Annotated in this window: 22 protein-coding genes; 12 read left to right on the top strand and 10 right to left on the bottom strand. The window is 71.2% G+C overall.

The features are described 5' to 3' along the window. Positions 1 to 27: 27 nt before the first annotated feature. From BC793_RS06450 to BC793_RS06440, 3 genes are read right to left on the bottom strand one after another with little or no spacing between them, the layout of a single operon-like run. Positions 28 to 720, bottom strand: coding sequence for a WXG100 family type VII secretion target (locus BC793_RS06450; RefSeq protein ID WP_109590139.1), 693 nt, complete (start codon positions 718 to 720; stop codon positions 28 to 30). A gap of 11 nt (positions 721 to 731) precedes the next feature. Further along, positions 732 to 1,043, bottom strand: coding sequence for a type VII secretion target (locus BC793_RS06445; protein WP_109590137.1), 312 nt, complete (start codon positions 1,041 to 1,043; stop codon positions 732 to 734). Next, complete coding sequence (locus BC793_RS06440; protein WP_109590135.1) at positions 1,036 to 1,437, bottom strand: YbaB/EbfC family nucleoid-associated protein; 402 nt, start codon at positions 1,435 to 1,437, stop codon at positions 1,036 to 1,038. Before BC793_RS06440 ends, BC793_RS06445 begins: the two co-directional genes overlap by 8 nt. Positions 1,438 to 1,731: 294 nt before the next feature. Here BC793_RS06440 and BC793_RS06435 point away from each other — a divergent pair, with 294 nt between their 5' ends. Then, positions 1,732 to 3,084: an FAD-dependent oxidoreductase gene (locus tag BC793_RS06435; RefSeq protein WP_203896016.1), complete on the top strand. Its 1,353-nt coding sequence runs from the start codon at positions 1,732 to 1,734 to the stop codon at positions 3,082 to 3,084. 54 nt (positions 3,085 to 3,138) lie between these two features. Here the strand turns inward: BC793_RS06435 and BC793_RS06430 are convergent, their stop codons facing one another. Further along, positions 3,139 to 6,168: an EAL domain-containing protein gene (locus BC793_RS06430; protein WP_109590133.1), complete on the bottom strand. Its 3,030-nt coding sequence runs from the start codon at positions 6,166 to 6,168 to the stop codon at positions 3,139 to 3,141. 179 nt (positions 6,169 to 6,347) lie between these two features. Here BC793_RS06430 and BC793_RS06425 point away from each other — a divergent pair, with 179 nt between their 5' ends. Beyond that, entirely contained in the window at positions 6,348 to 7,952 is a 1,605-nt protein-coding gene (locus BC793_RS06425; protein ID WP_109590131.1) for a chitinase, read from the top strand. Between the two features lie 48 nt (positions 7,953 to 8,000). Here BC793_RS06425 and BC793_RS06420 read toward each other — a convergent pair whose 3' ends face one another. Beyond that, complete coding sequence (locus tag BC793_RS06420; RefSeq protein ID WP_109590129.1) at positions 8,001 to 9,869, bottom strand: acyl-CoA dehydrogenase family protein; 1,869 nt, start codon at positions 9,867 to 9,869, stop codon at positions 8,001 to 8,003. 241 nt (positions 9,870 to 10,110) lie between these two features. On the opposite strand from BC793_RS06420, the gene BC793_RS06415 reads away from it, so the two are divergent. Further along, on the top strand, positions 10,111 to 10,713 hold the full coding sequence (locus BC793_RS06415) for a carbonic anhydrase (RefSeq protein WP_249037375.1): 603 nt from the start codon (positions 10,111 to 10,113) through the stop codon (positions 10,711 to 10,713). A gap of 61 nt (positions 10,714 to 10,774) precedes the next feature. Here the strand turns inward: BC793_RS06415 and BC793_RS06410 are convergent, their stop codons facing one another. Further along, on the bottom strand, positions 10,775 to 11,146 hold the full coding sequence (locus BC793_RS06410; protein ID WP_109590126.1) for a hypothetical protein: 372 nt from the start codon (positions 11,144 to 11,146) through the stop codon (positions 10,775 to 10,777). Between the two features lie 169 nt (positions 11,147 to 11,315). On the opposite strand from BC793_RS06410, the gene BC793_RS06405 reads away from it, so the two are divergent. From BC793_RS06405 to BC793_RS06385, 5 genes are read left to right on the top strand one after another with little or no spacing between them, the layout of a single operon-like run. Then, complete coding sequence (locus BC793_RS06405) at positions 11,316 to 12,197, top strand: S1C family serine protease (RefSeq protein ID WP_239169668.1); 882 nt, start codon at positions 11,316 to 11,318, stop codon at positions 12,195 to 12,197. Positions 12,198 to 12,217: 20 nt separating this feature from the next. Next, positions 12,218 to 13,210 carry an AAA family ATPase gene (locus tag BC793_RS06400; RefSeq protein WP_109590122.1) on the top strand — a complete coding sequence of 331 codons (993 nt, stop codon included), beginning with the start codon at positions 12,218 to 12,220 and terminating at the stop codon, positions 13,208 to 13,210. Further along, positions 13,211 to 14,095 (top strand): DUF58 domain-containing protein, encoded by an 885-nt coding sequence (locus tag BC793_RS06395; RefSeq protein WP_109590120.1) that lies wholly within the window; start codon positions 13,211 to 13,213, stop codon positions 14,093 to 14,095. Next, positions 14,092 to 15,063, top strand: coding sequence for a VWA domain-containing protein (locus BC793_RS06390; protein WP_109590118.1), 972 nt, complete (start codon positions 14,092 to 14,094; stop codon positions 15,061 to 15,063). Before BC793_RS06395 ends, BC793_RS06390 begins: the two co-directional genes overlap by 4 nt. Beyond that, the gene (locus tag BC793_RS06385; RefSeq protein WP_109590116.1) at positions 15,063 to 16,148 is read left to right on the top strand and encodes a VWA domain-containing protein; all 1,086 of its coding nucleotides are present in this window, start codon (positions 15,063 to 15,065) and stop codon (positions 16,146 to 16,148) included. The genes BC793_RS06390 and BC793_RS06385 overlap by 1 nt, the downstream gene beginning before the upstream one ends. Before the next feature lie 348 nt (positions 16,149 to 16,496). On the opposite strand, the gene BC793_RS06380 is transcribed toward BC793_RS06385, so the two are convergent. After that, the gene (locus BC793_RS06380) at positions 16,497 to 18,335 is read right to left on the bottom strand and encodes a bifunctional sugar phosphate isomerase/epimerase/4-hydroxyphenylpyruvate dioxygenase family protein (RefSeq protein WP_109590114.1); all 1,839 of its coding nucleotides are present in this window, start codon (positions 18,333 to 18,335) and stop codon (positions 16,497 to 16,499) included. Between the two features lie 6 nt (positions 18,336 to 18,341). After that, positions 18,342 to 18,977, bottom strand: a complete 636-nt coding sequence (locus tag BC793_RS06375; RefSeq protein WP_239169667.1) for a TetR/AcrR family transcriptional regulator — start codon at positions 18,975 to 18,977, stop codon at positions 18,342 to 18,344. A 106-nt stretch (positions 18,978 to 19,083) separates the two neighbouring features. Between BC793_RS06375 and BC793_RS06370 the strand changes: the two genes are divergently transcribed. The 4 genes from BC793_RS06370 to BC793_RS06355 all read left to right on the top strand — a co-directional run bounded on the left by BC793_RS06370 (position 19,084) and on the right by BC793_RS06355 (position 22,490). Next, complete coding sequence (locus tag BC793_RS06370; RefSeq protein ID WP_109590110.1) at positions 19,084 to 19,929, top strand: shikimate dehydrogenase; 846 nt, start codon at positions 19,084 to 19,086, stop codon at positions 19,927 to 19,929. Continuing rightward, the gene (locus BC793_RS06365) at positions 19,904 to 21,292 is read left to right on the top strand and encodes an Nramp family divalent metal transporter (protein WP_146246195.1); all 1,389 of its coding nucleotides are present in this window, start codon (positions 19,904 to 19,906) and stop codon (positions 21,290 to 21,292) included. The genes BC793_RS06370 and BC793_RS06365 overlap by 26 nt, the downstream gene beginning before the upstream one ends. A 65-nt stretch (positions 21,293 to 21,357) precedes the next feature. Next, on the top strand, positions 21,358 to 21,669 hold the full coding sequence (locus BC793_RS06360) for a PadR family transcriptional regulator (RefSeq protein WP_203896015.1): 312 nt from the start codon (positions 21,358 to 21,360) through the stop codon (positions 21,667 to 21,669). After that, on the top strand, positions 21,669 to 22,490 hold the full coding sequence (locus tag BC793_RS06355) for a hypothetical protein (protein WP_109590106.1): 822 nt from the start codon (positions 21,669 to 21,671) through the stop codon (positions 22,488 to 22,490). The genes BC793_RS06360 and BC793_RS06355 overlap by 1 nt, the downstream gene beginning before the upstream one ends. An 83-nt stretch (positions 22,491 to 22,573) precedes the next feature. Here the strand turns inward: BC793_RS06355 and BC793_RS06350 are convergent, their stop codons facing one another. Both BC793_RS06350 and BC793_RS06345 read right to left on the bottom strand, forming a co-directional pair. Further along, on the bottom strand, positions 22,574 to 23,302 hold the full coding sequence (locus BC793_RS06350; RefSeq protein WP_239169666.1) for a heme exporter protein CcmD: 729 nt from the start codon (positions 23,300 to 23,302) through the stop codon (positions 22,574 to 22,576). A 2-nt stretch (positions 23,303 to 23,304) separates the two neighbouring features. Then, positions 23,305 to 24,549 carry a VWA domain-containing protein gene (locus BC793_RS06345; RefSeq protein ID WP_109590102.1) on the bottom strand — a complete coding sequence of 415 codons (1,245 nt, stop codon included), beginning with the start codon at positions 24,547 to 24,549 and terminating at the stop codon, positions 23,305 to 23,307. Between the last annotated feature and the right edge of the window lie 4 nt (positions 24,550 to 24,553).

Below are 24,553 nucleotides of genomic sequence, written 5' to 3'. Positions count from 1 at the left end.
GCGGGGTCTCGGGGTCATCGGCGGGGCTCAGCCGTTGAGGAGGCGGGTCAGGTTGGTGAGGCTGGTGACGAGGGCGCTCGTGTACGAGGCGATCCGGCCGGCCCACTTGACGACCGCCGAGGCGATCTGGGCGGCCACCACCGGGATGGTGACGATCAGGAGGGCCTCGCCGGCCCAGACGATCACGCGGGCGACCAGGTCGGCGATCAGGTCGCGGACCAGGTCCCGGGTGAACGTGACCAGGTTGCCGGCGGCCCGGGTGGCCGATGACATGGTGGTGGCCAGGACGCCCAGCCCGTCGAGGACGTCGACGTTGTTCGCCATCAGGTTCTGGTAGGTGGTGGCGGCGGTGCCCTGCCAGTCGGGGAGGCCGGTGGACAGGCAGCCCTGCAGGTCGGCGGCCATCGAGTGGAGTTCGCCTGCCATGTTCTGCCAGGTGGCGGCGTGGGCGGCGACCAGGTCGGGGAGACCGGCGAGTCTGTCGAGGATCTCCCGGAGCGGCGCGAAGTGTTCCATCGCCCAGCCGAGGCCGTTGGCGAGCAGGGCACTGAACGGGTCGATCACCGTGGCGACGGTCTCGGCGGCGAACGCGCCGCCGGCCAGGGCCCGGTCCGCCCAGCTGCCGCTCTCCACGGCTTCCCGGGCGCCCTGGAAGCTCTCCGCCAGGGACAACCCGGTGGTGCCCGTGGTGGTGGACGTGGTGGCGGCGACGAGGGTCATCGGCGGGCCCCTCAGAGGTTCCCGGCACGGCGGATACGGTCCGCGGCGGCCGTGTCGGTGGCGGCATAGTCCTGACCGGTACGGATCAGAGCCTCCTGCGCCAGGCGGAGGTTCTCCTCGACGTACGAGAGAATGGTCTTCTGGGCCTCGTGCCGCTCCTCCAGGATCCCGGACATCCACCCGCACAGCAGGCCGTAGGCGGCGTCGTCGCGGGTGATGGCCGCGCTCGCGGCCGTGACCGCGGCGAACCTGTCGCGGACCTCGGCGATCTTCGCCGCATGCTCGCGGATCTGCTCCGTGTCCGCGGAGAACCCGTCAGGCACGGTGACCCTCCCGTCGTCCGTGGTCGGTGGCCGCACGGGCGTCGATCTGGGCGGTGATGGCCCGGGCCGCCGGTGAGTCGGGGCCGAGCGTCTCGGTGACGACGGCGCGGGACTGTTCGGCGGCGGTCCGCCGGGCGGCGGCGGACGCGGCGAGGACCGCGCGGGCGACGGCGTCGGGTGGGACGCGGTGGATGCGGTCGGTGAAGCGGATGTCGAGGAGTGTGCCGGTGGAGTCGACGGTCACCTCGGTGAGGCCGTTGCCGTCGCCGGCGGTGGCGCGGACGGCGGCGATCCGGTCGGCGGCGTCGCGGGCGTTCGCGGCGTTGCGGGCGATGCGCTCCTGCCAGCCGCGGAGGTAGGCCTGTGAGGCGTCGGGGTCCAGCAGCTCGTCCATCGTCCCCCCGTGGTCGCCGAACTCCGGCGGAAGTGTCGAAGTCTAACAAGGGGCGTCGATGCCCCGGGGGGCCTCGTTCCTGTAGGGCGGGACGGTCGGTGTGGGGGAGACCGGTCACACAGAAATTGCTGTTTTCCCTGCTCAGCGACTTGCGTAAGGGTGCCCTAAGTCCGGTTTGGGGGGTTTGTGGATCGGGGTCGCTTTGATCTGAACCTAGGTTGAGGTTTTACAGTCGCTCTGGCCTGCCGTCGATCTTGCCTGACGGAATCGAAGCGCGCGAGTTAGGAAGCGACCATGAACCGCCCCCTGCGAGTTGCCGTCATCGGAGCCGGTCCGGCCGGTATCTACGCCGCCGACCATCTGATCAAGGCATCGGAGACGGTCACCGTCGACATCTTCGACAAGCTGCCCACCCCTTACGGCCTGATCCGGTACGGCGTGGCGCCGGACCACCCCCGGATCAAGGAGATCGTCAACGCCCTCTTCCGGATCCTGGACAACCCGCGGATCCGCTTCGTCGGCAACGTCTCCTACGGCGTCGACGTGAAGCCGGAGGAGCTGAACCGCTTCTACGATGCCACGGTGATCTCCACCGGTGCCGAGAAGGACCGCTCGCTGGACATCCCGGGCATCGACCTCCAGGGCAGCTTCGGCGGCGCCGACTTCGCCTCCTGGTTCAACGGCCACCCGGACGTGCCGCGCGAGTGGCCGCTGGAGGCCAGGGAGGTCGCCGTCATCGGCGCCGGCAACGTGGCCATCGACGTGGCCAGGATCCTCGCCAAGACCGCCGACGAGCTGCTGGTCACCGAGATCCCGGACAACGTGTACCAGGCGCTGAAGGCGAGCCCGGTCACCGACGTGCACCTGTTCTCCCGCCGCGGCCCGGGGCAGGTCAAGTTCACCCCGCAGGAGCTGCGGGAGCTGGACCACTCGCCGAACGTCGAGGTGATCGTCCACCCGGAGGGCATCGAGTTCGACGAGGCCAGCCTGGAGGCGATGCGCCAGACCCGGCACATCAAGATGTGCGTCGACATCCTGCAGAACTGGGCGGTCCGCGACCCCCGGGACCGGCCGCGCCGCCTGCACCTGTACTTCCTCCAGGCGCCGGTCGAGGTGCTCGGTGAGGACGGCCGCGTCGTCGGCCTGCGCACCGAGACCCAGGAGCTGACCGGCGACGGCTGGGTCCGTGGCACCGGCGAGTTCACCGACTGGCCGGTCCAGGCCGTCTACCGGGCCGTCGGCTACCTCAGCAGTGCCCTGCCGGACCTGCCGTTCGACACCCGTACCGGCACCATCCCGCACGCCGCCGGCCGGGTCATCGACCTGGACGGTGAGCACGTGCCGGGCACCTACGTGGCGGGCTGGATCAAGCGTGGCCCGGTCGGCCTGATCGGTCACACCAAGGGCTGCTCCGGCGAGACGGTCGCCAGCCTCCTGGCGGACGAGGCGGCGGGCCGGCTGCCGGTCGCGCCCGACGGTGACCCGGCCGCCCCGATCGCCTACCTGGAGCAGCGCGGCCTGCCCATCACCACCTGGGCCGGCTGGCAGCTGCTGGACGCCCACGAGATCGCGCTCGGCGAGCCGCACGGCCGCAAGCGGATCAAGGTCGTCGACCGCGACGAGATGACCACCATCTCCCGCGGCTGAGATCCCGCGACACGAAGAAGGGCCGCTCCCCACGGGGGCGGCCCTTCTGTGCGGTCAGCGGCCGGCGGCGTCGGCCAGGGCACGTTCCAGCGGCACCGGTTTGCCGAGATAGAAACCCTGACCCAGCGGTACGCCGCAGGCGGCCAGCGCGTCCCGCTGAGGCGCCGACTCGATGCCCTCGGCGATCACGGTGCAGCCGTTCTCCCGGGCGAACTCGACGAGCGACCGGATCGACGCACGCCGGGCACCCTCGGTCTCCACCCCGGTCAGCGACTGGCGGCCCAGTTTGAGGAACGCCGGCTTCAGCGACTCCATCCGGGCCAGGCTGTCGTAGCCGGCGCCGGCGTCGTCGACCGCGATGCGCACCCCGGCCGGCAGATCGGTGAGGTCGTCCGGGTCGGCGCCGTCGATCTCCAGGACGATCGGCCGGTCGCTCTCGGCGACCAGTTGCTCCAGCTCCCGGGGCCGGCGCAGCAGCCCGGCCGAGACGTTGACCGACAGCCAGGTGCCCTCCGGCAGTGAGGCGGCCGAGGCCATCGCGGCCCGGACCAGCGCGGCGTCCAGGTCGATGTGCCGGCCCTGCGCCCGGGCGTCGGCCAGACCCTGGTCGGGGCTGCTGCCGTCGGCGAACCGGGTCAGCGCCTCGTAGCCGGCCACCTCGCCGGACTCCAGCTCGAAGATCGGCTGGAAGACGGTGAAGAAGGTGTACTCCTCGAACGAGCTGGACACCTGCGGGGCCCGGGCACCGCGGCGGCTGGCGGCGGCGGCCTGCGACGACCGGACCGCGACCATGCCGGGCGAGTTGCCCTCGGCGCCGTAGTGCAGCACCGACGCCCAGTCGCCGATCGCGCCGGCCATCGCACGGTTCTCGGCGTGCCCGGCCGCGGCCGGTTTCGCCGACGGGGCGGCCGAGCGGGCCCTCTTCGGCTGCACCGGGCGGTACAGCCAGCCCTTCAGGTGGGTGAGCAGGTCGACCACGGTGTTGCCGACGCCGACGAAGGCGATCATCGCGTACGAGGCGAGGACCAGGTTGATCACGGCGAAGACCAGGTTCGCCCACTGTCCCAGCTGGACGTCGCGGACCACGGTGTAGGCGCAGAGCGCGATCAGGGCGATCGGGGCGAGCAGGTAGGTGGTCGCCGCCGTCGTCCGGTTGCGGACCTTCGGCGTACGTTTGAACTGGCTCTTCTCGCCGGTCAGCAGCTGCAGGATCGAGGCGAAACTGCCGGAGAGGTTGACCGGCAGCAGGATCAGGTTGAAACCGTAGATGCGCAGGATGTCCATGCGCTTGTAGCCGACGTACTTCAGGTCGGCGGCCATCATCATGAAGTACGGCACCGACACCAGCAGCAGCACCGGGTTGAGCAGGTCGGCGTTGAACGGGTACGCCAGCATGATCACCAGGCAGATGGAGCTCCAGAAGATGGAGGCCATGTAGTTCACCCGGAGGAACAGCTCACCGAAGCGGTTCTTCTGCCCGCGTGCCGCCTTGGCCCGGAACTGGTCCTTGAGCCGGGACAGGATGAGCAGGCCGCCGTTGGCCCAGCGCTGCCGCTGGATGGCGAGCGAGCCGAAGTCCGGCGGGGTGGCGCTGTAGGCCATCCGCTCCGGGTAGTTGTACAGCGTCCAGCCGCGCACCCCGAGGTCGATCGTCGACTCGGTGTCCTCGATGACCGTACGGTCCTGGATGTACCGCTTGATCTCCCAGTCGCCCTCGTAGGCGGCCTCGCAGATGTCGTCGAGCGCCTTCTTGCGCAGCACCGCGTTCGCGCCGACCCAGAACGTCGCACCGTAGTGGGTCATGCCCTGGTGCACGATGTGCTGGATGTCGGTGGTGGCCCCGGAGATCCGCTCCAGCCGGGTCGCCGCGCCGGGGAACGCGCTGTACGGCGTCTGCGACACCGCGCACTGGGCGTACGCGCCCTGCTCCATCAGGTGCACCAGCCGCAGCGCGTACTCCGGCAGCAGCACGCTGTCGGCGTCCAGGGTGAGCACGTAGTCCGGGTTCGGGATGGTGAGTTCGGCGCGGCCGGCCCCGGCGGAGACCAGGGCGATCCCCATCGGGGTGCTGACCTCCTGGTAGCTGCCACCCATCAGGCCGATGTAGCTGTTCAGGTTCATCGCCTTGTTCGGCTCCGGCGACAGCGACACGTACCGCTTGCGCTCGAAGCTCGTCACCGTCGCGTCGAAGATCGCCATCAGCCGGCGGTAGAGCTGGATCATCCGCTCGACCGGCAGGACCGCCTCCTCGGCGGCGCCGCGCTCCAGAGCCTCGGCGATCGTGCCGAGGTCACCGGCGAGCCGGTTGACGATGTGCTCGACGAAGAAGGTGTCGGTGTGGTCGACCACCTCCTGCCGGTGACCCAGGCCGTACAGCCAGCCGACCGCGGACTGGTACTCGGCCGCGAGGTCCCGCATGTCGTCGACGGTCGTGACGCGGGTGTCCCGGCTGTCGAGCCCCGTCTCGAACCGGTCGTAGGCGTTCTGCGCGCGGCTGAACGGCACGGCCAGTTCGGATTCGATCGCGCCGGGCAGGGCGCGGGCGGCGAGCAGCAGGTCACGCGCGGCCCGCGTCTTCGGCTGCTGCGGGTCGTCGATGAGCAGCGTCACCCGCAGACCCGGGTACTCCTGGAGCGCCGCCGACAGCAGCGTGGTCCGGATGACCCGCTCGTCCTCCTGATAGGAGGGCACCAGAACGGTCACCGTCGGGGTCGGGCCGGCCAGGAACGGGTCGAGCACGATCCGCGGCACCCGGTGGTGCGCCCGGCTGCGGTAGAAGAAGCCGATCCGGGTGATCAGGTAGGCCATCGCCGACCCCATCAGCGCGGTGACCACCAGCATGTAGACGATCGCCTCGACGACGAGTTTCGGCTCGCTCGCCTTGCCGACGACGAACTGCTCGAACACCGTGTAGGCGATGTAGCAGGCCCAGACCGCGATGGTCAGGACGATCGCGAGCCGGCCGCGGGCGATCCGGCCTTCGGAGACGGGCGGCGGAGTCAGCGGGTGGGGCGCCGACCGCCGGTCCGCGCCCCACTGCCGAGGGGTGTCGGGCCGGTGTTGGTCCACCGGGGTGCGCTGCATGGGGATGGCCTCTCACTGGGGATGGGACGCCGGTCCCGGCGCGTTCCGCCGGTGCCCGTCGACCGGCACCATCGGCCGGTCAGCCGGGTCGCTTGAAGGTTTCCGGCCGGTTGCCTTCAGCGGGGCCGGCACCTGCCGATTCGAGAGGCCGACGAAGACCCGCGATCGAGAGGCCCACCATGCAGACCGCCACCCCGCAGTTGGCGCGGCCGGAACCGGACGACCCGCTCGCCGACCCGGACTGGCAGGAACCCGACGCGCCGGCGCAGAAGCTGTCCTGGCTGCGGCTCGGTTTCCTGATCCTGGTGGTGGCCGGGCTCGGCGCCGGTGGTGCGGCCGCGGTGGTGCACTACCGGGACAACGCCGGCCCGGCCGTCAAATCATGGGCGGTGCCGTACGTCGACGTCACGCTCACCCCGACGTTCGAGTTCCAGGACCCGGCGGTGAACCCGGCCAACGACGTGGCCCTCGCGTTCGTGGTCGCCGACCCCGAGGACGGGTGCGCGCCCAGCTGGGGCGGCGCCTACACGCCGGACGAGGCGGCCGCGTCGCTGGAGCTGGACCGCCGGATCGAACAGCTGCGGGCGGCGGGCGGCGACGTCATGCTCAGCGTCGGCGGCCTGACCAACACCGAGCTGGCGGTGGCCTGCACCGACCAGGCGCGGCTGACCGACGCCTACCGGCAACTGGTGCGCCGCTACCAGCTCGACACCCTGGACCTGGACATCGAGGGCACCGCCGTCGCCGACCAGGCCTCCCTGCAGCGCCGCGCCCTCGCGTTGAAGACGCTGCAGGCCGAGCGGAAGGCGGCCGGCGAGAACCTGGACGTGTGGATGACCCTGCCGGTCGCCCCGACCGGTCTCACCGTCGACGGCATCGCCGCGGTACGGACCACCCTGGAGGGTGGGGTCGCGCTGCGCGGCGTCAACGTCATGATCATGGACTACGGCACCGGCGGTTCCAGCCCGGACATGCTGGAGCTCGGCGAGAGCGCGCTGGAGGCCACCCACAAGCAGCTGTCCGACCTCTACCTGCGGCTCGGTGTGCAGCTGACCGGGCCCGAGGTGTGGTCGCGGATCGGGGCCACCCCGATGATCGGGCAGAACGACATCGACGCCGAGCGGTTCACCGTCGCCGACGCGCAGGGGCTGGCCGCCTTCGCCGTCGACAACGGCCTCGGCCGGGTGTCGATGTGGTCGCTGAACCGGGACGCCCCGTGCACCGGCACCTTCACCAACGTGGTCGTCCACTCCAACACGTGCAGCGGCGTCTCCCAGGAGAAGCTGGCGTTCTCCAAGGTCTTCGCCGACCTGCCGGGCGCCATCGTGGGCGACTCCGGGCGGGACGCGGTGACCATCCCGGAGCAGTCGTCGGTCACCGACGACCCGGCGAAGAGCCCGTACCCGGTGTGGCGGCTCACCGCCCAGTACGTGCGCGGCTACAAGGTCGTCTGGCACGGTGTCGTCTACGAGGCCAAGTGGGCCAACCAGGGCACCGACCCGTCAGCCGGCGGCGACTCGGCCACACCCACCCCGTGGTCGGTGATCGGCCCGGTGACCTCGACCGACGTGGCGCCGTCACCGAGCCCGACGGTCACCGGGGTGACCGACCAGTGGAACCCGGAGACGGTCTACTCCCGCGGGCAGAAGGTGCTCTTCGAGGGGCTGCCGTACGAGGCCCGCTGGACCAGCACCGGCGACGCCCCGTCGACCGAGTACCCGATCAGTCCGGACGACCCGTGGAAGCCGCTGTTCGTCGTGCCGGGTGAGCCGGTCACCAGCTGAGACGAGGACGAACACGTCCCCGGGCCCGCGCGGGCCCGGGGACGTCGCTCATCGCAGGCGCCGGCGCACGTCCTCGACGGTGCTCGCGCCCGGCGACCACGGGGCCACCCAGGGCGCGTCCGACGCGGGGGCGATCACACCCTCCTCCAGGAAGGTGTAGCGGCCGGCCAGCACCCGCTCGGCGGCCGTCACGTCCAGGCGGTCGGTGTTGTCCCACAGGGCGGCGAACCTCGCCTCGACCCGGAGCCGGGCCTGCCGGCAGAACAGGTCGGCCAGCTCACGGCCCTCGGGGCGGTCGTCGCGCTCGGCCCGGGCCCGCACGCAGACCGCCGACATGGCGAACAGTTCGGCGCCGATGTCCACTATCCGGCCCAGGAACGCCTGCTTGCGTTCCAGCCGTCCCTGCCAGCGGGACATCCCCCAGAACGTCGACCGGGCCAGCTTGCGGGACGTGCGCTCCACGTACCGCAGATGGGCCGCCAGGGGGCCGAACTCGCCGTACGCCGAGGGATTCTGACCCTGGCCCACCGCGAGGGTGGGCAGCCACCGCGCGTAGAACGCCCCGGCCCGCGCCCCGGCGCGTGCCTTGCGGCCCAGATCCGCCTCCGGGTCGATGATGTCGCCCGCCACCGAGAGGTGCGCGTCCACCGCCTCCCGGGCGATCAGCAGGTGCATGATCTCGGTCGAGCCCTCGAAGATCCGGTTGATCCGCAGGTCCCGCAGAATCTGCTCGGTCTCCGAGGGCCGCTCGCCACGGGCGGTCAGCGACTCGGCCGTCTCGTAGCCCCGGCCGCCGCGGATCTGGACCAGCTCGTCGGCGACCTGCCAGGCGATCTCACTGGCGAACAGCTTGACCAGCGCCGCCTCGATCCGGATGTCGTTGCGCTGGTCGTCGGCGATCAGGCAGCACAGGTCCAGCATGGACTCCATGGCGTAGGTGGACGCCGCGATGAACGCGATCTTCTTGGCCACCGCCTCGTGCGAGCCGACCGGCCGGCCCCACTGCACCCGGTCCGCCGACCACTCACGGGCGATCGCCAGCGCCCGTTTACCGGCGCCCACACACATCGCCGGCAGGGACAGCCGGCCGGTGTTCAGTGTGGTCAGCGCGATCCGCAGGCCCCGGCCGAGCCCACCGATCACGTTCGCCTCGGGCACGAACACGTCGTGGAAGCGAGTCACGCTGTTCTCCAGGCCGCGCAGGCCGAGGAAGGCGTTGCGCCGCTCCACCGTGATGCCCGGCGAATCGCCCTCGACCACGAACGCGGTGATGCCCTTCTCCGGGACGCGGGCCATCACCACGAGCAGGGTGGCTACCGTGCCGTTGGTGGCCCACAGCTTCACGCCGTTGAGCCGGAAGCCGCCCTCGACCGGCTCGGCCACCGTGCCGAGCCGGGCCGGGTCGGAACCGACGTCCGGCTCGGTGAGCAGGAACGCGGACACCTCACCGGCCGCCAGCCGGGGCAGGAACGCCTTCTTCTGCTCGGGTGTGCCGAACATCTTCAGCGGCTGCGGTACGCCGATCGACTGGTGCGCGGAGAGCAGCGCCCCGACCGCCGCGTTCACCGAGCCGGTCATCGTCAGCGCCTGGCAGTAGTGCAGGTGGGACAGTCCGAGACCGCCGTACTCCCGGTCGATCTTCATCCCGAACGCGCCGAGAGCCGCGAGACCGTGGAAGACCTCGTCGGGGATGCGCGCCTCCCGCTCGATGCGGGCACCGTCCACCTCGGAGCGCAGGTACTCCGCCAGGCGGTCGAGGAACTCCGGCCGTGGCGTGGGTGCCGGCCGTGGGTGGATCAGGTCGAGACGGAAGCGGCCCAGGAAGAGTTCCTTGCCGAAGCTGGGCTGTCGCCACTCGGACTCGCGGGCGGCCTCAGCCGTCTGCCGTGCCTGTTTCTCCGAGACGTTCGTGCTCATCGCACACCCCCTCCTGAGGGCCACGCTACGCACTCGCGTTACCGAGTGGTAGCGGTCGGTAGGCATTCGGTTGCACCCCTTCGGCGCGGCCCGCGCGGGCCGAACAGTCGGGGCGTAACCGCCGACGAATGTTCAGGAGAGTCCATTGCTGCAGTCGAAGCTCCACCGCCGCCACTTCCTCGGTGCGAGCGGTGCCGTTGCCGGATCGATCGCCCTGGGCGGTCTCGCATCCTCGGCCGCGATGGCCACGGAACCGGGCATGTCCCCGGAGAAGGTCCTCGCGAACCTGATGGCCGGCAACAAGCGCTTCATCTCCGGCAAGGCCAAGCACCCGCACCTGAGCCGCGAGCGGATCGGGGCCATCGCGAAGGGCCAGCACCCGGTCGCGATCATCCTGAGCTGCGCGGACTCGCGGGTCGCTCCCGAGCTGCTGTTCGACCAGGGCCTCGGTGACCTGTTCGTGAACCGGGTCGCCGGCAACGTGGTGGACTCGCTCCTGCTGGGCAGCATGGAGTACGCGGCCGAGGAGTTCGTGCCGCCGCTGGTCATGGTGCTCGGCCACGAGCGGTGCGGCGCGGTCGCGGCCACCCAGGGCTGCGTGCGCTCCGGCGGTTCGGCGCCCGGTCACATCCAGACGATCGTCGACGCGCTCACTCCGGTCGTCGGGCCGTACGCCAACGACCCGGACGCCGTCGAGAAGGGTGTCCAGGCGAACGTGAAGGCCCAGGCCGCCGCTCTTCTGGCGCAGAGCGCCATCCTCCGTGAGAAGGTCGAGGCCGGGCACATGAAGGTCGTCGGCGCCCGTTACGACCTGGACTCGGCCAAGGTCACCCTGCTGGGCTGATCGCTCACCACGCACACCTCGGGGGCGGCACCGTGAGGGTGCCGCCCCCGCATGCGTTGCTCTAGTGGCGGGTCAGCGTGACCGACGTGCACGTGGTGGCCGCCGGGCAGAGCCGGACCTGCACGCTCGGGTCGGTCGCCGCGATCGTCCCGGTGAAGGCCGACCGGCCGCCGCGCAGCACGGTGACCCGCGTGGTGGTGCTCGCCCTCGTGACGGTCACGGTGACCGAGCTGTACGAGTTGTTGACCGCCGTGGCGGACAGGACGTTGGTGTCCCAGTTCACCGAGCCGCTCACCGACGCCGCCGAGCAGTTCAGCGGGTAGGCGCAGAGGGTGAACGAGTCGGTCGCGGCCTGTGCCGGTGACGCGAGCAGGCCGGCCGAGATCGTCATGCCGGCCGCAGCGGCCACGGCGAGATTGCGGGCGCGTGCCATGTGGTGCCTCCATATCCCCGTTAACATCGGACTTCTTCGATACCCTTGCATTCCACCGGAGTGCCGACAAGGCGGCGATATGCCAGGTTCAGGAACCTGTGGTGGAATTCGCGTACCGGAAACCATCAGAACTCTCATGGCGAATTCCTAGGAAACGCTTCTAGGGTCGATGGATGCAGAGTCAGGCGGTCGCATCGTGATGACGGTGCTCCGCCCGGACGGGCCCGCCGCGCCGGAGCCCGTTCCGGAGGAGCCGAAGAGCCGATGGAACACTCCTGAGCTGCGCCGCCGGGTGCTCATCGGGGCGATCGTGGCCTGGGCCGTGGCGATCACGGTGCTCGTGGCCGTCCGCGGCGGGGGTAATGGGCAGGCGCCGGCCGCGGCCCGCCCCGCGGCCTCGCCGTCGGCGTCGGCGGCACCCCTCACGGTGGCCGAGATCTACCGGGCGCTCACCCCGTCGGTGGTGCTGATCCGGACCACCGGGCACGACTCGCAGAACCGCCTGGAGGCCGGCACCGGCACCGGGGTGATCGCCAACGCCGACGGGACGATCCTGACCGCGCTGCACGTGGTCGACGGCGCCGAGAGCATCGAGCTGACCTACGCCGACGGCACCAGGGCGGCCGCCCAGCCGGCGAGCGAGGACCCGGCGCGGGACATCGCCACCCTCACCCCCGACAAGCTGCCGGAGACCCTGGTCCCGGCGGTGCTCGGCGGCGGCAGCGGGATCGGCGACGACGTGGTGGCGATCGGCAACCCGCTCGGCCTGACCTTCAGCACCAGCAGCGGCGTCGTCTCCGGCCTCGATCGTGTGCTCAACCGCGACGGGGGCGAGTCCGACATCGAGGGCCTCATCCAGTTCGACGCGGCCGTCAACCCGGGCAACTCGGGCGGTCCACTGATCAACGACCGCGGGCAGGTGGTCGGCATCGTCATCGCGCTGGCCAACCCGAGCGGCGCCGGGACCTTCATCGGCATCGGCTTCGCCGTCCCGATCGGCGCGGCCCTCGGCGGCACCGGCGAGGGCGACGGCCAGTCGCCTCCCCTCTGACAACGAAAGCGACGGAAAAAATGAGCTGGACCGACGCCCCGCCCGCCGCCGCCGGCCCGATCGAGAAGGTCCTGTACGAGGTCAAGAAGACCATCGTCGGCCAGGACAACCTGCTCGAACGGCTCATCGTGGCACTGCTGGCCCGCGGGCACATCCTGGTCGAGGGCGTCCCCGGCCTGGCCAAGACGCTGGCCGTCAAGTCGCTGGCCGAGGCGATCGGCGGTGACTTCCACCGGGTGCAGTTCACCCCCGATCTGGTGCCCGCGGACATCGTCGGCACCCGTGTCTACAACCAGAAGAGCGGCGAGTTCCAGGTGCAGCTCGGCCCGGTCTTCACCAACCTGCTGCTGGCCGACGAAATCAACCGGGCGCCCGCCAAGGTGCAGAGCGCGCTGCTGGAGACGATGCAGGAGCGGCAGGTCACCATCGGCCGCGAGACCCACAAGCTGCCGAACCCGTTCCTGGTCATGGCCACCCAGAACCCGATCGAGAACGAGGGCGTCTATCCGCTGCCCGAGGCGCAGGTCGACCGGTTCATGATGAAGGTCGTGGTCGGCTATCCGAGCGTGACCGAGGAGTTCGTGGTCGTCGAGCGGGCTCTCGGCCGGGCCGCCGTGATCCAGAAGATCATCGACCCGGTCGTCCTCACCGGGCTCCAGGAGGAGGTCGACAAGGTCTACGTCGACCCGTCCCTGATCGAGTACGCGGTGAACCTCGCGCACGCCACCCGCGACCCGGGCCGGGCCGGCCTCACCGACATGGCCCGTTACGTCACCTTCGGCGCCAGCCCACGATCGTCGATCAGCCTGGTGCTGGCCGGGCGGGCGCTGGCGTACATCCGCGGCCGCGAGTACGTGGTGCCCGAGGACCTCGGCGACCTGGCCCTCGACGTACTGCGGCACCGGCTCGTGCTCTCCTACGAGGCGCTCTCCGACGAGGTCACCGCCGATCTGATCATCTCGAAGATCATGGCGAACCTGTCGTTCCCGGAGCCCGCCGGCCGGGGCCGCTAGATGACCACCGCCCCGGACCGGCTGCTGCGGCGCCTGGAGTGGAAACTCGGGCGCCGCCTCGACGGGCGCCTTCAGGGCTCCTACCGGACCGTGTGGCACGGCGCCGGGCTCGACTTCACCGACCTGCGGGCGTATACGCCGGAGGACGACGTCCGGCACATCGACTGGAACGTCACGGCACGCCTCGACGAGCCGTTCGTCCGGCAGTACACCGAGGACCGGGAGATGACGGCCTGGATGGTGATCGACCGGTCGGCGTCGATGCGCTTCGGCGGGGGCGCCGGCAAGGAGTCGACCGCGGCGACCCTGGCGGTCAGCATCGCCAGGCTGATCTCCCAGGGCGGGAACCGGGTCGGGGCGATCCTGTTCGACAACCGGTCCCACAGGATCATCCCGCCGCGGACCGGCCGGGACCAGGTCCTGCGGATCGCCCGCGAGACCACCGCCGACGTCACGAGGAAATCGGATCAGACGACCGACCTGACCGGGATGCTGCGGTTGGCCGCCGCGACCACCGCCCAACGGCGCAGCCTCGTCTTCGTGATGTCCGACTTCATCGGCGACCCCGGCTGGGACCGGCCCCTCGCCCAGCTCACCCACCGCCACGAGGTGGTCGTCATCCGTGTCGTCGACCCCGCCGAACTCGAACTCCCCGACCTCGGCCTGATCCTCGTCGAGGACGCCGAGACCGGTGAGCAGCTGCTCGTCGACACCAGCGACCCGCTGCTGCGGGCCCGCCTCACCGAACAGGTCGGCGCCCGCGAGGACGAACTGGCCGCCGGGATGCGCAAAGCCGGGGTCGACGCCCACCGGATCACCACCGACCAGGACATGATGACCACCCTGGTCGACATGGTCCGCCGCTCCGGACGGAGACGCCGGTGACCTTCCTCCATCCGGCCGTGATCGGGGTGGCCGTCCTGCTCAGCGTCGCCGCCGTCGCCGGATACGTGACGATGCAGAGAAGACGCGCGGACGCCCTCAGGAAGGCGGGCTTCGCCACCCTCAACAGCAGCGGGATCCGGCGGCATCTGCCGTACGCGCTGATCCTGACCGCCCTTCCGGTCATGCTCATCGGCCTGGCCCGCCCGCAGGCGGAGGTCACCGTGCCCCGGGTCGCCGGCACCGTCCTGCTCGCCTTCGACGTCTCCAACAGCATGTCCGCCGCCGACGTCGCGCCCAGCCGGCTCGGTGCCGCGCAGGAGGCCGCGAAGGCGTTCGTCGAGGACCAGCCGGACACCGTCGACGTCGGCGTGCTCGTCTTCGGGAACCAGGCGCTGCTCACCCAGGCGCCCACCGACGACCACGCGGCCGCGCTCGCCGCGATCGGCCGGGTCTCGCCGGGCGGCGGCACCTCGCTCGGGCAGGCCATCCTCGTCGCGCTCGGCACGATCACCGGCAAACCGGTCAGCCTCCCGTCGGCGGAGGGGGCGGCGCCGACCACGCCGGACCTCGGCTACTGGCCGTCGGCCACGATCGTCGTGTTCTCCGACGGCGAGGAGACCGGCGGACCCGACGTACAGGCCGCCGCCGAACTGGCCGCGGCCGCCGGCGTGCGGATCCAGACCGTCGGCGTCGGCACCGCCCGGGGCGCGACCGTCGAGGTGGACGGCTTCCAGCTGGGCACCGCCCTGGACGAGACGCTGCTGACCACGGTCGCGCAGGTGACCGGTGGGGCGTACCAGCAGGCCGGCGACGCGGCCGCGCTCGCCGACAGCACCCGGTCCATCGACCTGCGCCTGACCACGGAGAAGGAGCCGATCGAGCTGACCGCCCCGTTCGCGGCGGCCGCCCTGCTGCTCCTGACGCTCGGCGGGCTGCTGGGCATCCGCTGGCACGGAAGGATCGTCTGATGTCGCTGAGCTGGCCCTGGGCTCTGGCCGCGGTACTCGCCGTGCCGCTGCTGCTGCTCGCCCGATGGTGGTTCAACCGCCGCCGCAAACGGACCGCGATCACCGTGTCCAGCGTCGCCCTGATCCGGGCCGCACTTCCCGGCCGTACCGCCTGGCGCCGCCGCATCCCCGTCTACCTGTTCCTGGCCGGCCTGATCGCGCTGGCCGGCGGTATCGCCCGGCCGCAGGCGTCGGTCGCGGTCCCGTCCAACGACACCACCATCCTGCTGGCCATCGACGTGTCCGGATCGATGTGCAACACCGACATCGCCCCGAACCGGCTGGCCGTCGCCGTCGACGCGGCCCGTGGGTTCGTCGAGGCGCAGGAGGGCGACACGAAGATCGGCCTGGTCGCCTTCTCCGGCATCGCCGGCCTGCTGGTCCCGCCGACCACCGACAAGGATCCGCTGCTCGAGGCGATCGACAACCTCAAGACCGCCCGCGGCACCGCGATCGGCCAGGCCATCCTCACCTCGATCGACGCGATCGCCGAGATCAACCCCGACGTGGCCGCGACCGGCGTCGAACTCAACGGCACCGTGCCGGACGGCGCGACGGTCGACTACGAGCCGGACACCATCGTGGTCCTCACCGACGGCTCCAACACCACCGGTGTCGACCCGGTCACCGCCGCCGGACAGGCCGCGGCCCGGCGCCTGCGCGTCTACACGATCGGGTTCGGCACCACCGAACCACAGCAGATGGTCTGCACCGCCGACCAGGTCAGCGGCGACTCGGCGTTCGGCGGCGGGGGCTTCGGCGGCGGCGGGTTCGGTGGCGGCGGCAGCGGCCGCGGTGGCGGCAACCGCGAGATCGACGAGGAGGCGCTGACCGAGGTCGCCGACCTGACCGGCGGACGCTACTTCAAGGCCCAGGACGCCGAGCAGCTCACCGACGTCCTCGGCGACCTGCCCCGCGAATTCGGCCTCACCAGGCAGAACGTCGAGATCAGCGTCTGGTTCCTGCTGCTCGGCACCCTGCTGGTCAGCGCGGCGGTCGGCCTGTCCCTCTGGTGGAATCGCGGCCCGGCGATCCGTCGCGGATAGAACCCCTCATCCGGTACGCCGTGGGCGGCCCCCGACCGCAACGGGGCCTGCTGTGGCTACCCCGCGACGCAGGCGGCCGGCACGGCCACAGCGCGGCCGCCGGGCTGAGGCGGCGGGCCACGCGACAGTCCCGATGGCCGGCCTCCTACCGCGCGCCCCGCACCCCGGGGTTGGGTGGCTGGTTGTCACCGCTGTCTCGGGCGTCGTGAGGCAGCGGTGGGGGCCAGCCGGGGTGGGGGCGCTTCGGCCCGGCGGGCGCGTTGGGCCGGGACGGGGCGCCTGCGTCGCGGGGTAGCCGCGGGACGCGCTGGTGCGGTCGGGGGCGGCGCACGGCGTACCGGATGGGGGTCATGGGGTGGCCGTGAGGCGGCGGTGACGTTGGGCCGCCATGCGGACCGGGGCGTTGGGCTCGCCGAAGCGGTCGTAGCCGGGCCGGCGTTCGACGATCTCGAAGAAGACGCGGCCGCCGAAGACCGGCGTGTAGAGGTGCAGCAGTTCGTGGCCGGCCGGGTCGCGGTCGTAGAGGATGCCGTGCCGGGCCAGGGTGGCGACGAATCCGGCTTCGAGGTCGAAGCGGGCGATCAGGTCGTCGTAGTAGTTGTCGGGCACCGGGAGGGCCGGCAGGTCGAGGGCGGCGGCGGTGGCGATGATGTCGGCCGTGGTGAAGGCGACGTGCTGCGGGTCGGCGACCGCGGGGGCCCAGTCGCCGCGGCGCAGCAGGGCCACCGTCAGGGCCACCCGGACGGTACGGGACGGGTTCGCGACGGCGCGGGAGCGCATCAGGCCGTACGGGGCGGCGTACTCCTCGGTGGCGAGATGGTCCAGGCCGAGCACCGAGTGGTAGAAGAGCCCGGCCTCGTCGAAGTGGTCGAACGGCTGGGCCAGTCCGAGATGATCGACCGCCAGCAGGCCGGCGCCCGGTCCGGGTTCGGCGCCGGTGGGCAGGAAGTCGGCGCGCCAGTCGTCGCCGGGGTGGGTGACGAACACACTGGTGCCGTCGGGGGCGGTGATCGCGGCCAGTTCGGCTTCGCCGGGTTCGCGGACGTTCGGGTGGGCGGGCGCCAGCAGGGCCCCGGCGCGGGCCAGCGATCGGCCCGGATCGGCGGAGGCGACGGCGAAGGCGCTGATCGCGGCCGGTCCGGGGTGGGTGACGGCGCTGTTCAGGACGATCCGGGCGGCGCCCTGTTCCCACAACTCGACGGGTTTGGTGCGGTGCTGGCCGGTGTGGGCGAACCCGAGGCCGCGCAGGGCGGACCGCAGTTCCGGGCCGGAGCGGCCGTCGACGGCGAACTCGGTGAAGGCGTGACCGGTCAGCTCGGGCGGGTCGGGGAGGCGGCGGATCCCGGCGGTGAGCCGTGGCGCGTCCGGGCGGTGCCGGGTGGTGAGGCCGTCCTCCAGGGCGATCAGCGAGCGCATGGCGTCGATCGCGGTACGGCCCGGGTCGGACTGCCGGAACACGTCGTTGAAGACCTCCAGCGACAGCGGCCCGTCGTAGCCGGCGGCGAGGACCAGCTCCACGAAGCGGGGCAGGTCGAAGGCGCCCTGGCCGGGGAAGAGACGATGGTGGCGGCTCCACTGGAGCACGTCCATGCTCAGGTGCGGCGCGTCCGCGAGTTGCAGGAAGAAGATCTTGCCGGGGGTGATGCCGGCGATCCCGTCCGGACTGACCTCGCGGGACAGCACGTGGAACGAGTCGAGGCAGAGCCCGAGCGCGGGGTGGTCGGCGCGCTGCACGATCCGCCACGAACGGTCCCACGTGGACACGTGCCGGCCCCACGCCAGTGCCTCGTAGGCGATCCGCATCCCCCGCCGGCCGGCGCGCTCGGCCAGCGCCGACAGTTGTTCCGCCGCGCGATCGTCGTCGTCCACGGCGTCGGCCGCGACCGACGAGCAGACCAGGACGGTGTCCACGCCGAGGGCGGCCATCACGTCGAACTTGCGCTCGGCGCGGTCCAGACTTCTCGCGAACCGGTCCCCGGTCACCGAGTCGAGGTCGCGGAACGGCTGGTACAGGTCGATGCCCAGGCCCAGGCCGGCGCAGCGGTCACGCACCTCGGCGGGCGTCATGGGCGACACCAGGAGATCGTTCTCGAACAGTTCGATGCCGTCGAATCCGGCGGCGGCCGCTGCCGTCAGCTTGTCGTCAAGGGTTCCGGAGAGGCAGACGGTGGCGATCGACCGGCGCATGGCGGCTCACTTTCGTAGATAGCCGGTCACCAGATCGCCGAGCATGGTGCGGTAGTGCTCCCTGCGGTCCGGGTCGAGCAGGTCCCGGTCGAAGAGCGCGCCCCACGTGTGGCGGTTGGCGACGCGGAAGAAACAGAACGAGCTGATCATCATGTGGACGTCGAGGGCGTCGACGTCGTCGCGGAAGGCGCCCTCGGCACGCCCTCGGTCCAGCACGCGGTGGAGCAGGTCGACGGCCGAACTGTTCAGGTCGACGAGCCGTGCCACGTGGGTCATGTGCTTGGCGTGCTGGGCGTTCTCGACGCCGACGAGCTTGATGAACGCGGGGTGCGCCTCGTGGTGGTCGAAGGTGACCCCGGCGAGCCTGCGGACGGCGGCGACCGGGTCGAGGTGGTCGACGTCGACGCTGCGCTCGGCGGCCCGGATCTCCGCGTACGCCCGTTCCAGAACGGCCAGGTAGAGCTGCTCCTTGCCGCCGAAGTAGTAGTAGATCATCCGCTTCGTGGTCCTGGTCCGGGCGGCGATCTCGTCCACTCTGGCCCCGCTGTAACCGCGCTCGGCGAACTCCTCGGTGGCCACGTCGAGCAGTTCGGTGCGGGTGCGTCCGGCGTCGCGCCGCCGTTCACCCGTCTCTGCCCGCACTGTTCTCTCCTGCGTCATGAACCCAGTCTGCCGTGGGGCTTGACAGTGTCGGCTGTCACACCCGATAACTAACGTACCAGTTCGTACATTAGAAACGGAGATCGAGATGGCGGCCTGCCGATGCGGGTTGATCGGAACCGGGATCGGCGCGTCGCTGTCACCCGCGTTGCACGAGGCCGAGGGGAGCCACCACCACCTCGGGCTCACCTACACGCTGTTCGACACCGAGAGTCCCGTGGACCTCGAACGGCACCTCGACGAGGCCGCACGCGCCGGCTTCGCCGGGCTCAACATCACCCACCCCTTCAAACAGCAGGTGATCAGGCACCTCGACGAGCTGTCCCCGATCGCCCGTGACATCGGCGCCGTCAACACCGTCGTCTTCAAGAACGGGCGACGGCAGGGGCACAACACCGATGCGTACGGGTTCGCCGAGTCCTTCCGCAGTCAGCTCTCCGGCGCGGCCACCGGCCACGTCGTGCAACTGGGTGCGGGTGGCGCCGGGGCCGCCTGTGGCCACGCCCTGCGCGGTCTGGGAGTCGAGCGGCTGACCATCGTGGACCCGGATCGCTCCCGCGGCGAGGAGCTCGCCGACCGGCTGGGCGCGAGCCACCGGGACCAGGCCGATCCGGACCTCCTCAAGGACGCCGACGGGCTGGTCAACACCAGTCCGGTCGGCATGCACCACCACCCGGGGATCCCGCTGCCCGCAGAGTCGCTCCACCGTGGCCTGTGGGTCGCCGACATCGTCTACCTGCCGGTCGAGACCGAGCTGCTGCGCGCGGCCCGGGCCGCCGGACTGCGGGCGGTCGGCGGCGCGGCGATGTGTGCCTATCAGGCCGCCGCCGCGTTCGAGCTGTTCACCGGGCGTACCCCCGATATCGCGCGGATGTTGCTTCACCTCTCCCATCTTCTGGAGCGCGGTTATGTTGACCGAGACCACCACTCGTGAACTTCCCGAACCCCTCGCACTGCGCCGGATGGTCGGGCCCGGCGTCGTGGCCGTCGGCATCGGCATGGCGGCCGGCGAGATCATCCTCTGGCCGTACCTGACCGCCATCGGCGGCCTCGGCCTGCTCTGGCTGGCCTTCACCACGCTGGCCGTGCAGTTCGTCATCAACATGGAGATCGAGCGATACACGCTGGCCACCGGTCAGACCGTGGTGGCCGGTTTCTCCCGCTGGTGGAAGGGCTGGGGCATCATCATCTGCCTGGCCGGCGCCTTCCAGTACGTCTGGCCCGGCTGGGCGACCAGCGGCTCGACCCTGCTCACCTACCTGTTCAACGGCGGCGATCCGGTCTGGATCACGGTGATCGGCCTGGCCCTGGTCGGGGTGCTGCTGACCTTCTCCAAGGTGATCTACAAGACGGTCGAGCGGGTGGAGACCGCCAAGGTCGTCCTGACGCTGTTCTTCCTCGCCGTCGTGGTCGTCTTCGTCATCTCGCTGAGCACCTGGGGCGAGGGCGCGAAGGCCACGGTCACCGGGTTCGGGCAGATCCCGGACGGCATCACGTTCACCATGCTGCTCAGCGCGATCGGCGCGGCCGGTGCCGGCGGTGTGCACAACCTGGTGCTGAGCAACTGGATCCGCGACAAGCGGTACGGCATGGGCGCGCACGTACCCCGGCTGGTCTCCCCGATCACCGGCCAGGAGGAGGCGGCCGGCACCGGCGACCGCTACCAGTTCCCCCTGGACGAGGCGTCGATGAGCCGCTGGGCCCTGTGGTGGAAGCGGGCCAACGTCGAGCACCTGGTCACGTTCGTGGCGGTCTGTTTCGTCACGATCGGCGTGATGAGCCTGCTCGCCTACGAGACGCTGTTCGGGCGCGGCGACCTCAAGTCGGACCCGTCGTTCCTGCGGATCCAGGGCGACATCTTCCAGGCCGAGGTCGGCACCTGGCTGAAGCTGCTCTTCCTGGCGGTGGCGGCGGTGTCGCTGTGGGCGGCGGCGATGGGCCTGCTCGACATCATCGGCCGGGTCGCGTCGGACTTCCTGCACCGCAACTACCTGGAGGGGTCCACCCGCTGGACCGAGCCGCGCATCTACCTGCTCGTGGTGTGGACCGAGATCGTCCTCGGTTCGATCATCCTGCTGGCCGGCTTCACCCAGCCGCTCGGTCTGCTGATCGTCTCCACCTGCGCGGCCTCGGTGGTGACGCTGCTCTACTCGATCCTGCTGGTCCGGCTCAACACCCGGGACCTGCCGGCGCCGATCCGGGTCCGCGGCTGGCGTCTGGGCGGCCTGCTCGTGGCGATCGGCTTCTACGGCTTCTTCGCGATCGCGATGGTGGTCACCCAGCTCGACAAGCTCTGACCGGCGACTTGACCCTCCTACTACGTCCGGCGATACTACGTCGTGCGTAGTAGGAGGTGGATCCCGTGAGTCTTTCCGAACTGGGCAGGTTCTCCGAACCCGGGCTGCTCGTCCTGATCAGCCTGGCGGACGGCCCGAAGCACGGCTATGCCGTCCAGGAGGACATCGGCGTGCTCACCGGCAGCCGCCCCGGGCCCGGCACGTTGTATGGGGCGATCAGGCGCCTGGAGGAGCGCGGGCTCATCGAGGCCCTGGCACCGGAGGACCGGCGTAAGCCCTATCGCCTCACCGCCGTGGGCAGGCGAACACTGCAGGCCGAACTCGAGCGTGCCCGGGCGGTGGCCACCGTGGGCCTGCGTCGTCTGGCGGTGACCTGATGCGCCGGCTGCACGCGGCCGTGCTCGCGCTGTACCCGCGGGAGGTGCGGGAGCGCTACGGCGAGGAGATCGCCGCTCTGCTGGAACAGTCGGGCACTCCGGTGCGCGATCTCGCCGACGTGGCATGGGCCGCGCTGACCGATCGAGTGGAGAGACTGATGACGGTCGACATGCCCGCCGCGCTCCGGCGTACGCCCCGGGGGCTCACGGTCACGGCCGTCACCGTACTGACGTGTGTGGCGGTGCCGCTGCTGGGGTTCAGTGCGGTGCCGTCGGCCATCGTCCTCGTCGGGCTGGCCGCCGGCCTGCTGTGCGCCACCCGAGACGGCGGATTCCGCTCGGCGGCGGTTGTCGTCGGCGTCGTCCTCGGGCTGTTCACCCTGCCGCACCTGGTCCAGTTGCTCGGCGGGTCGACCGAGCGCGTGGCGGAGGTGGCCGGCACGGCGGCGTTCGTCGCGGCCGCCGCCGCACTGGCCGTATCGGTGGTCGTCCTGGTACGCCGCAACCGGCGCCCGGCCGCACTGACCGCCGCGGTGCTCGGGAGCCTCACGGTGCCGCCGCTCGCCTCGACGATGCTGGTGCTGCTCAGTGGTGCCGAGCCGGCGGGCAACCCGTGGCTGGCCTACTGGGTGAGCATGCTGCCGTACCGCGGCTGGAGCGAGGAGGGCGGCGCCGAGTTCGTCGGGGTCCTGTTCGATGCCCTGGTCTGGTATCCGGCGCTCTACACCTTCTGCCTCTCGTTCCTGATGGCCTTCTGCCTCCGGGCGACGACCGGCCGGCCGGCCCGCACCGCTGTCTCGTCCGGCGCGGGACGGCGGTGAGAGCCGGCGCGGGACGGCGGTGAGAGCCGGCGCGGAACGGTGGTGAGAGCCGGCGCGGGACAGCGGTGCGGGCCGGCCCGGGTTCACACGCGACGCCGGCGGGTCCAGGAGAAGCCGACCAGGCCGGCGAGAGCGGCCAGTACGCCACCGCTCGCCGTCCACACCCAGCGGGACGAGAAGTCCGGCAGCCAGTCGAAGGAGAACGTCGAGTCGTCCTCCTTCTCGACCGGGGCCGGGGGGCGGGTGGTGAGAACCTCGCCGGGCCGGTTGTCCGGGACCAGCGGAGCGGCCAGCGAACCCTGGTCGGCGCCGGTGTCACCGGTCGGCGCGGTCAGCTTCAGGCTCACCTCGACGGGGAGGCCAAGGTCCTTCTCCGGCAGCTCGGTGCTGGACAGCCGCACATAGTAGGTGCCGGGCAGCGGGTCGCCGTCCCACGGTTCGGCCCACGAGCGAACCTGCCGCAGCCGGCAGCCGAGCGTCATCGACGTGGCCGAGGTCTCGGCGACCGGGCTCTGCTCGCCGCCCACGCAGGCCTGCCGGCGGCGCAGCCCGTCGAACACCTCGACGGTCCACGCGTGGTCACCGGTCCGGCCCTCGGTGGGCAGCTTGACGTCGATGGCGAGTTCCGGCCGCCGGCCCGCGGTGGCCGGGAACTGCCAGTAGAGGTGGTCACCGGTGACCGCGGAGACCTTCACCGGCTGTTCCGCGGCGATCGACACCGCGGTCAGGTACGACGTGCCGGCGGTGCTGACCAGCGGGGCCGGGCCGGCGGACGGATCGGCGAGAAGGAGAGCCGCAAGAACGAGCTGCATGATCAGTTCTCCTTCCACTTGGCGACCCACCAGCGGGTCAGCCAGCCGGCCAGTACTCCGGCTACCAGGCCGGCGATCATCAGGACGAACAGCAGCAGCAGGCCGCGGCCCAGTCCCGGGGCGTCCGGCGCCTGCGAGGCGGCGACCAGGCCGATGCTCAGCTCGACCGGCATGCCGGGGGCGCCGGCCGCGGTGGCCGACGCGAACGAGTTGCTCACGATCAGGCAGATGTCGGAGATCTCGGCGAGCGCCGGTTCCTCGTCGCCGGACCAGCGCAGGCCCGCCGAGATCACGTCGGCGCGGCCGCTGCCCGCGTCCAAGCCGCGGACCAGCTCACGACCGTCCACGGTGGCCGCCTTGATCAGCACGCCGTAGTCCCGGTTCAGCGGCCGGTCCAGGGCGATGCTGACCGAGGCCCGCAGTTCGTCGCCGTCGTTGACCGAGACCCGGTAGAACCGGTGCTCGCCGATCAGCTCCCGGTCGGTGTAGACGCCGGCGGCCAGCAGCGGCGCGGTGGCGCAGTCCTTCGCCCCCTCGACCACGGCCGGGGTGACCGGCGGCGGCAGCGCGGCCCGGTCGACGAGCTGCTTGATCCGTTCGGTCAGCTCCTCCTCGCTCTGCGCCGCGGCGTACGTACCGCCGGTCGCCTGGGAGATGCAGACCAGCTGCTTGCGGGTCTTCTCGTCGGGGGCGAGACCGAGCGTGTCGACGACCAGGTCGGTGCCCTGGGCGGCCAGCTCGCGGGCCACGTCGCACGGGTCGGGCGGGGTGCAGGTGTCCTCGCCGTCGGTGATCAGGACGATCCGGCGGGCCGCGCCGGCGCCGTTCAGGTCCTTCGCCGCCTCACGCAGGGCCAGGCCGATCGGGGTGAAGCCGGTCGGTCTGAGGGTGGCGATGGCGTTCTTGGCGGCGACCCGGTTGACCGGGCCGACCTTCACGATCTGCTGGGTGTCCCGGCAACCCTGCTTCTTGTTCTCACCGCCGTAGGTCGCGCCGAGCACCCGGATCCCGAGCTGGGTGGTCTCCGGCAGGGCGTCGACGACCTCGTTGAAGGCGCGTTTGGCGACCGTCATCCGGGTCTCGCCGTCGATGTCGGCGGCCTTCATCGAGCCGCTGACGTCGAGGACCAGCTCCACCACCGGCGGTTCGGCGGTGGTCTCCGGTTCGGCGTGGGCGGGGGAGGCGCCGAGGACGGCGACCGCGATCAATCCTATCGCTGCCACAATGGACAGTTTTCTGTGGATCACGCGG

It is taken from the genome of Actinoplanes xinjiangensis (genome assembly GCF_003148685.1).
GTDB classification, from domain to species: domain Bacteria; phylum Actinomycetota; class Actinomycetes; order Mycobacteriales; family Micromonosporaceae; genus Actinoplanes; species Actinoplanes xinjiangensis.
Note: the sequence above shows the minus strand (reverse complement) of the source record. Positions and strands in the feature narration are given on the sequence as shown.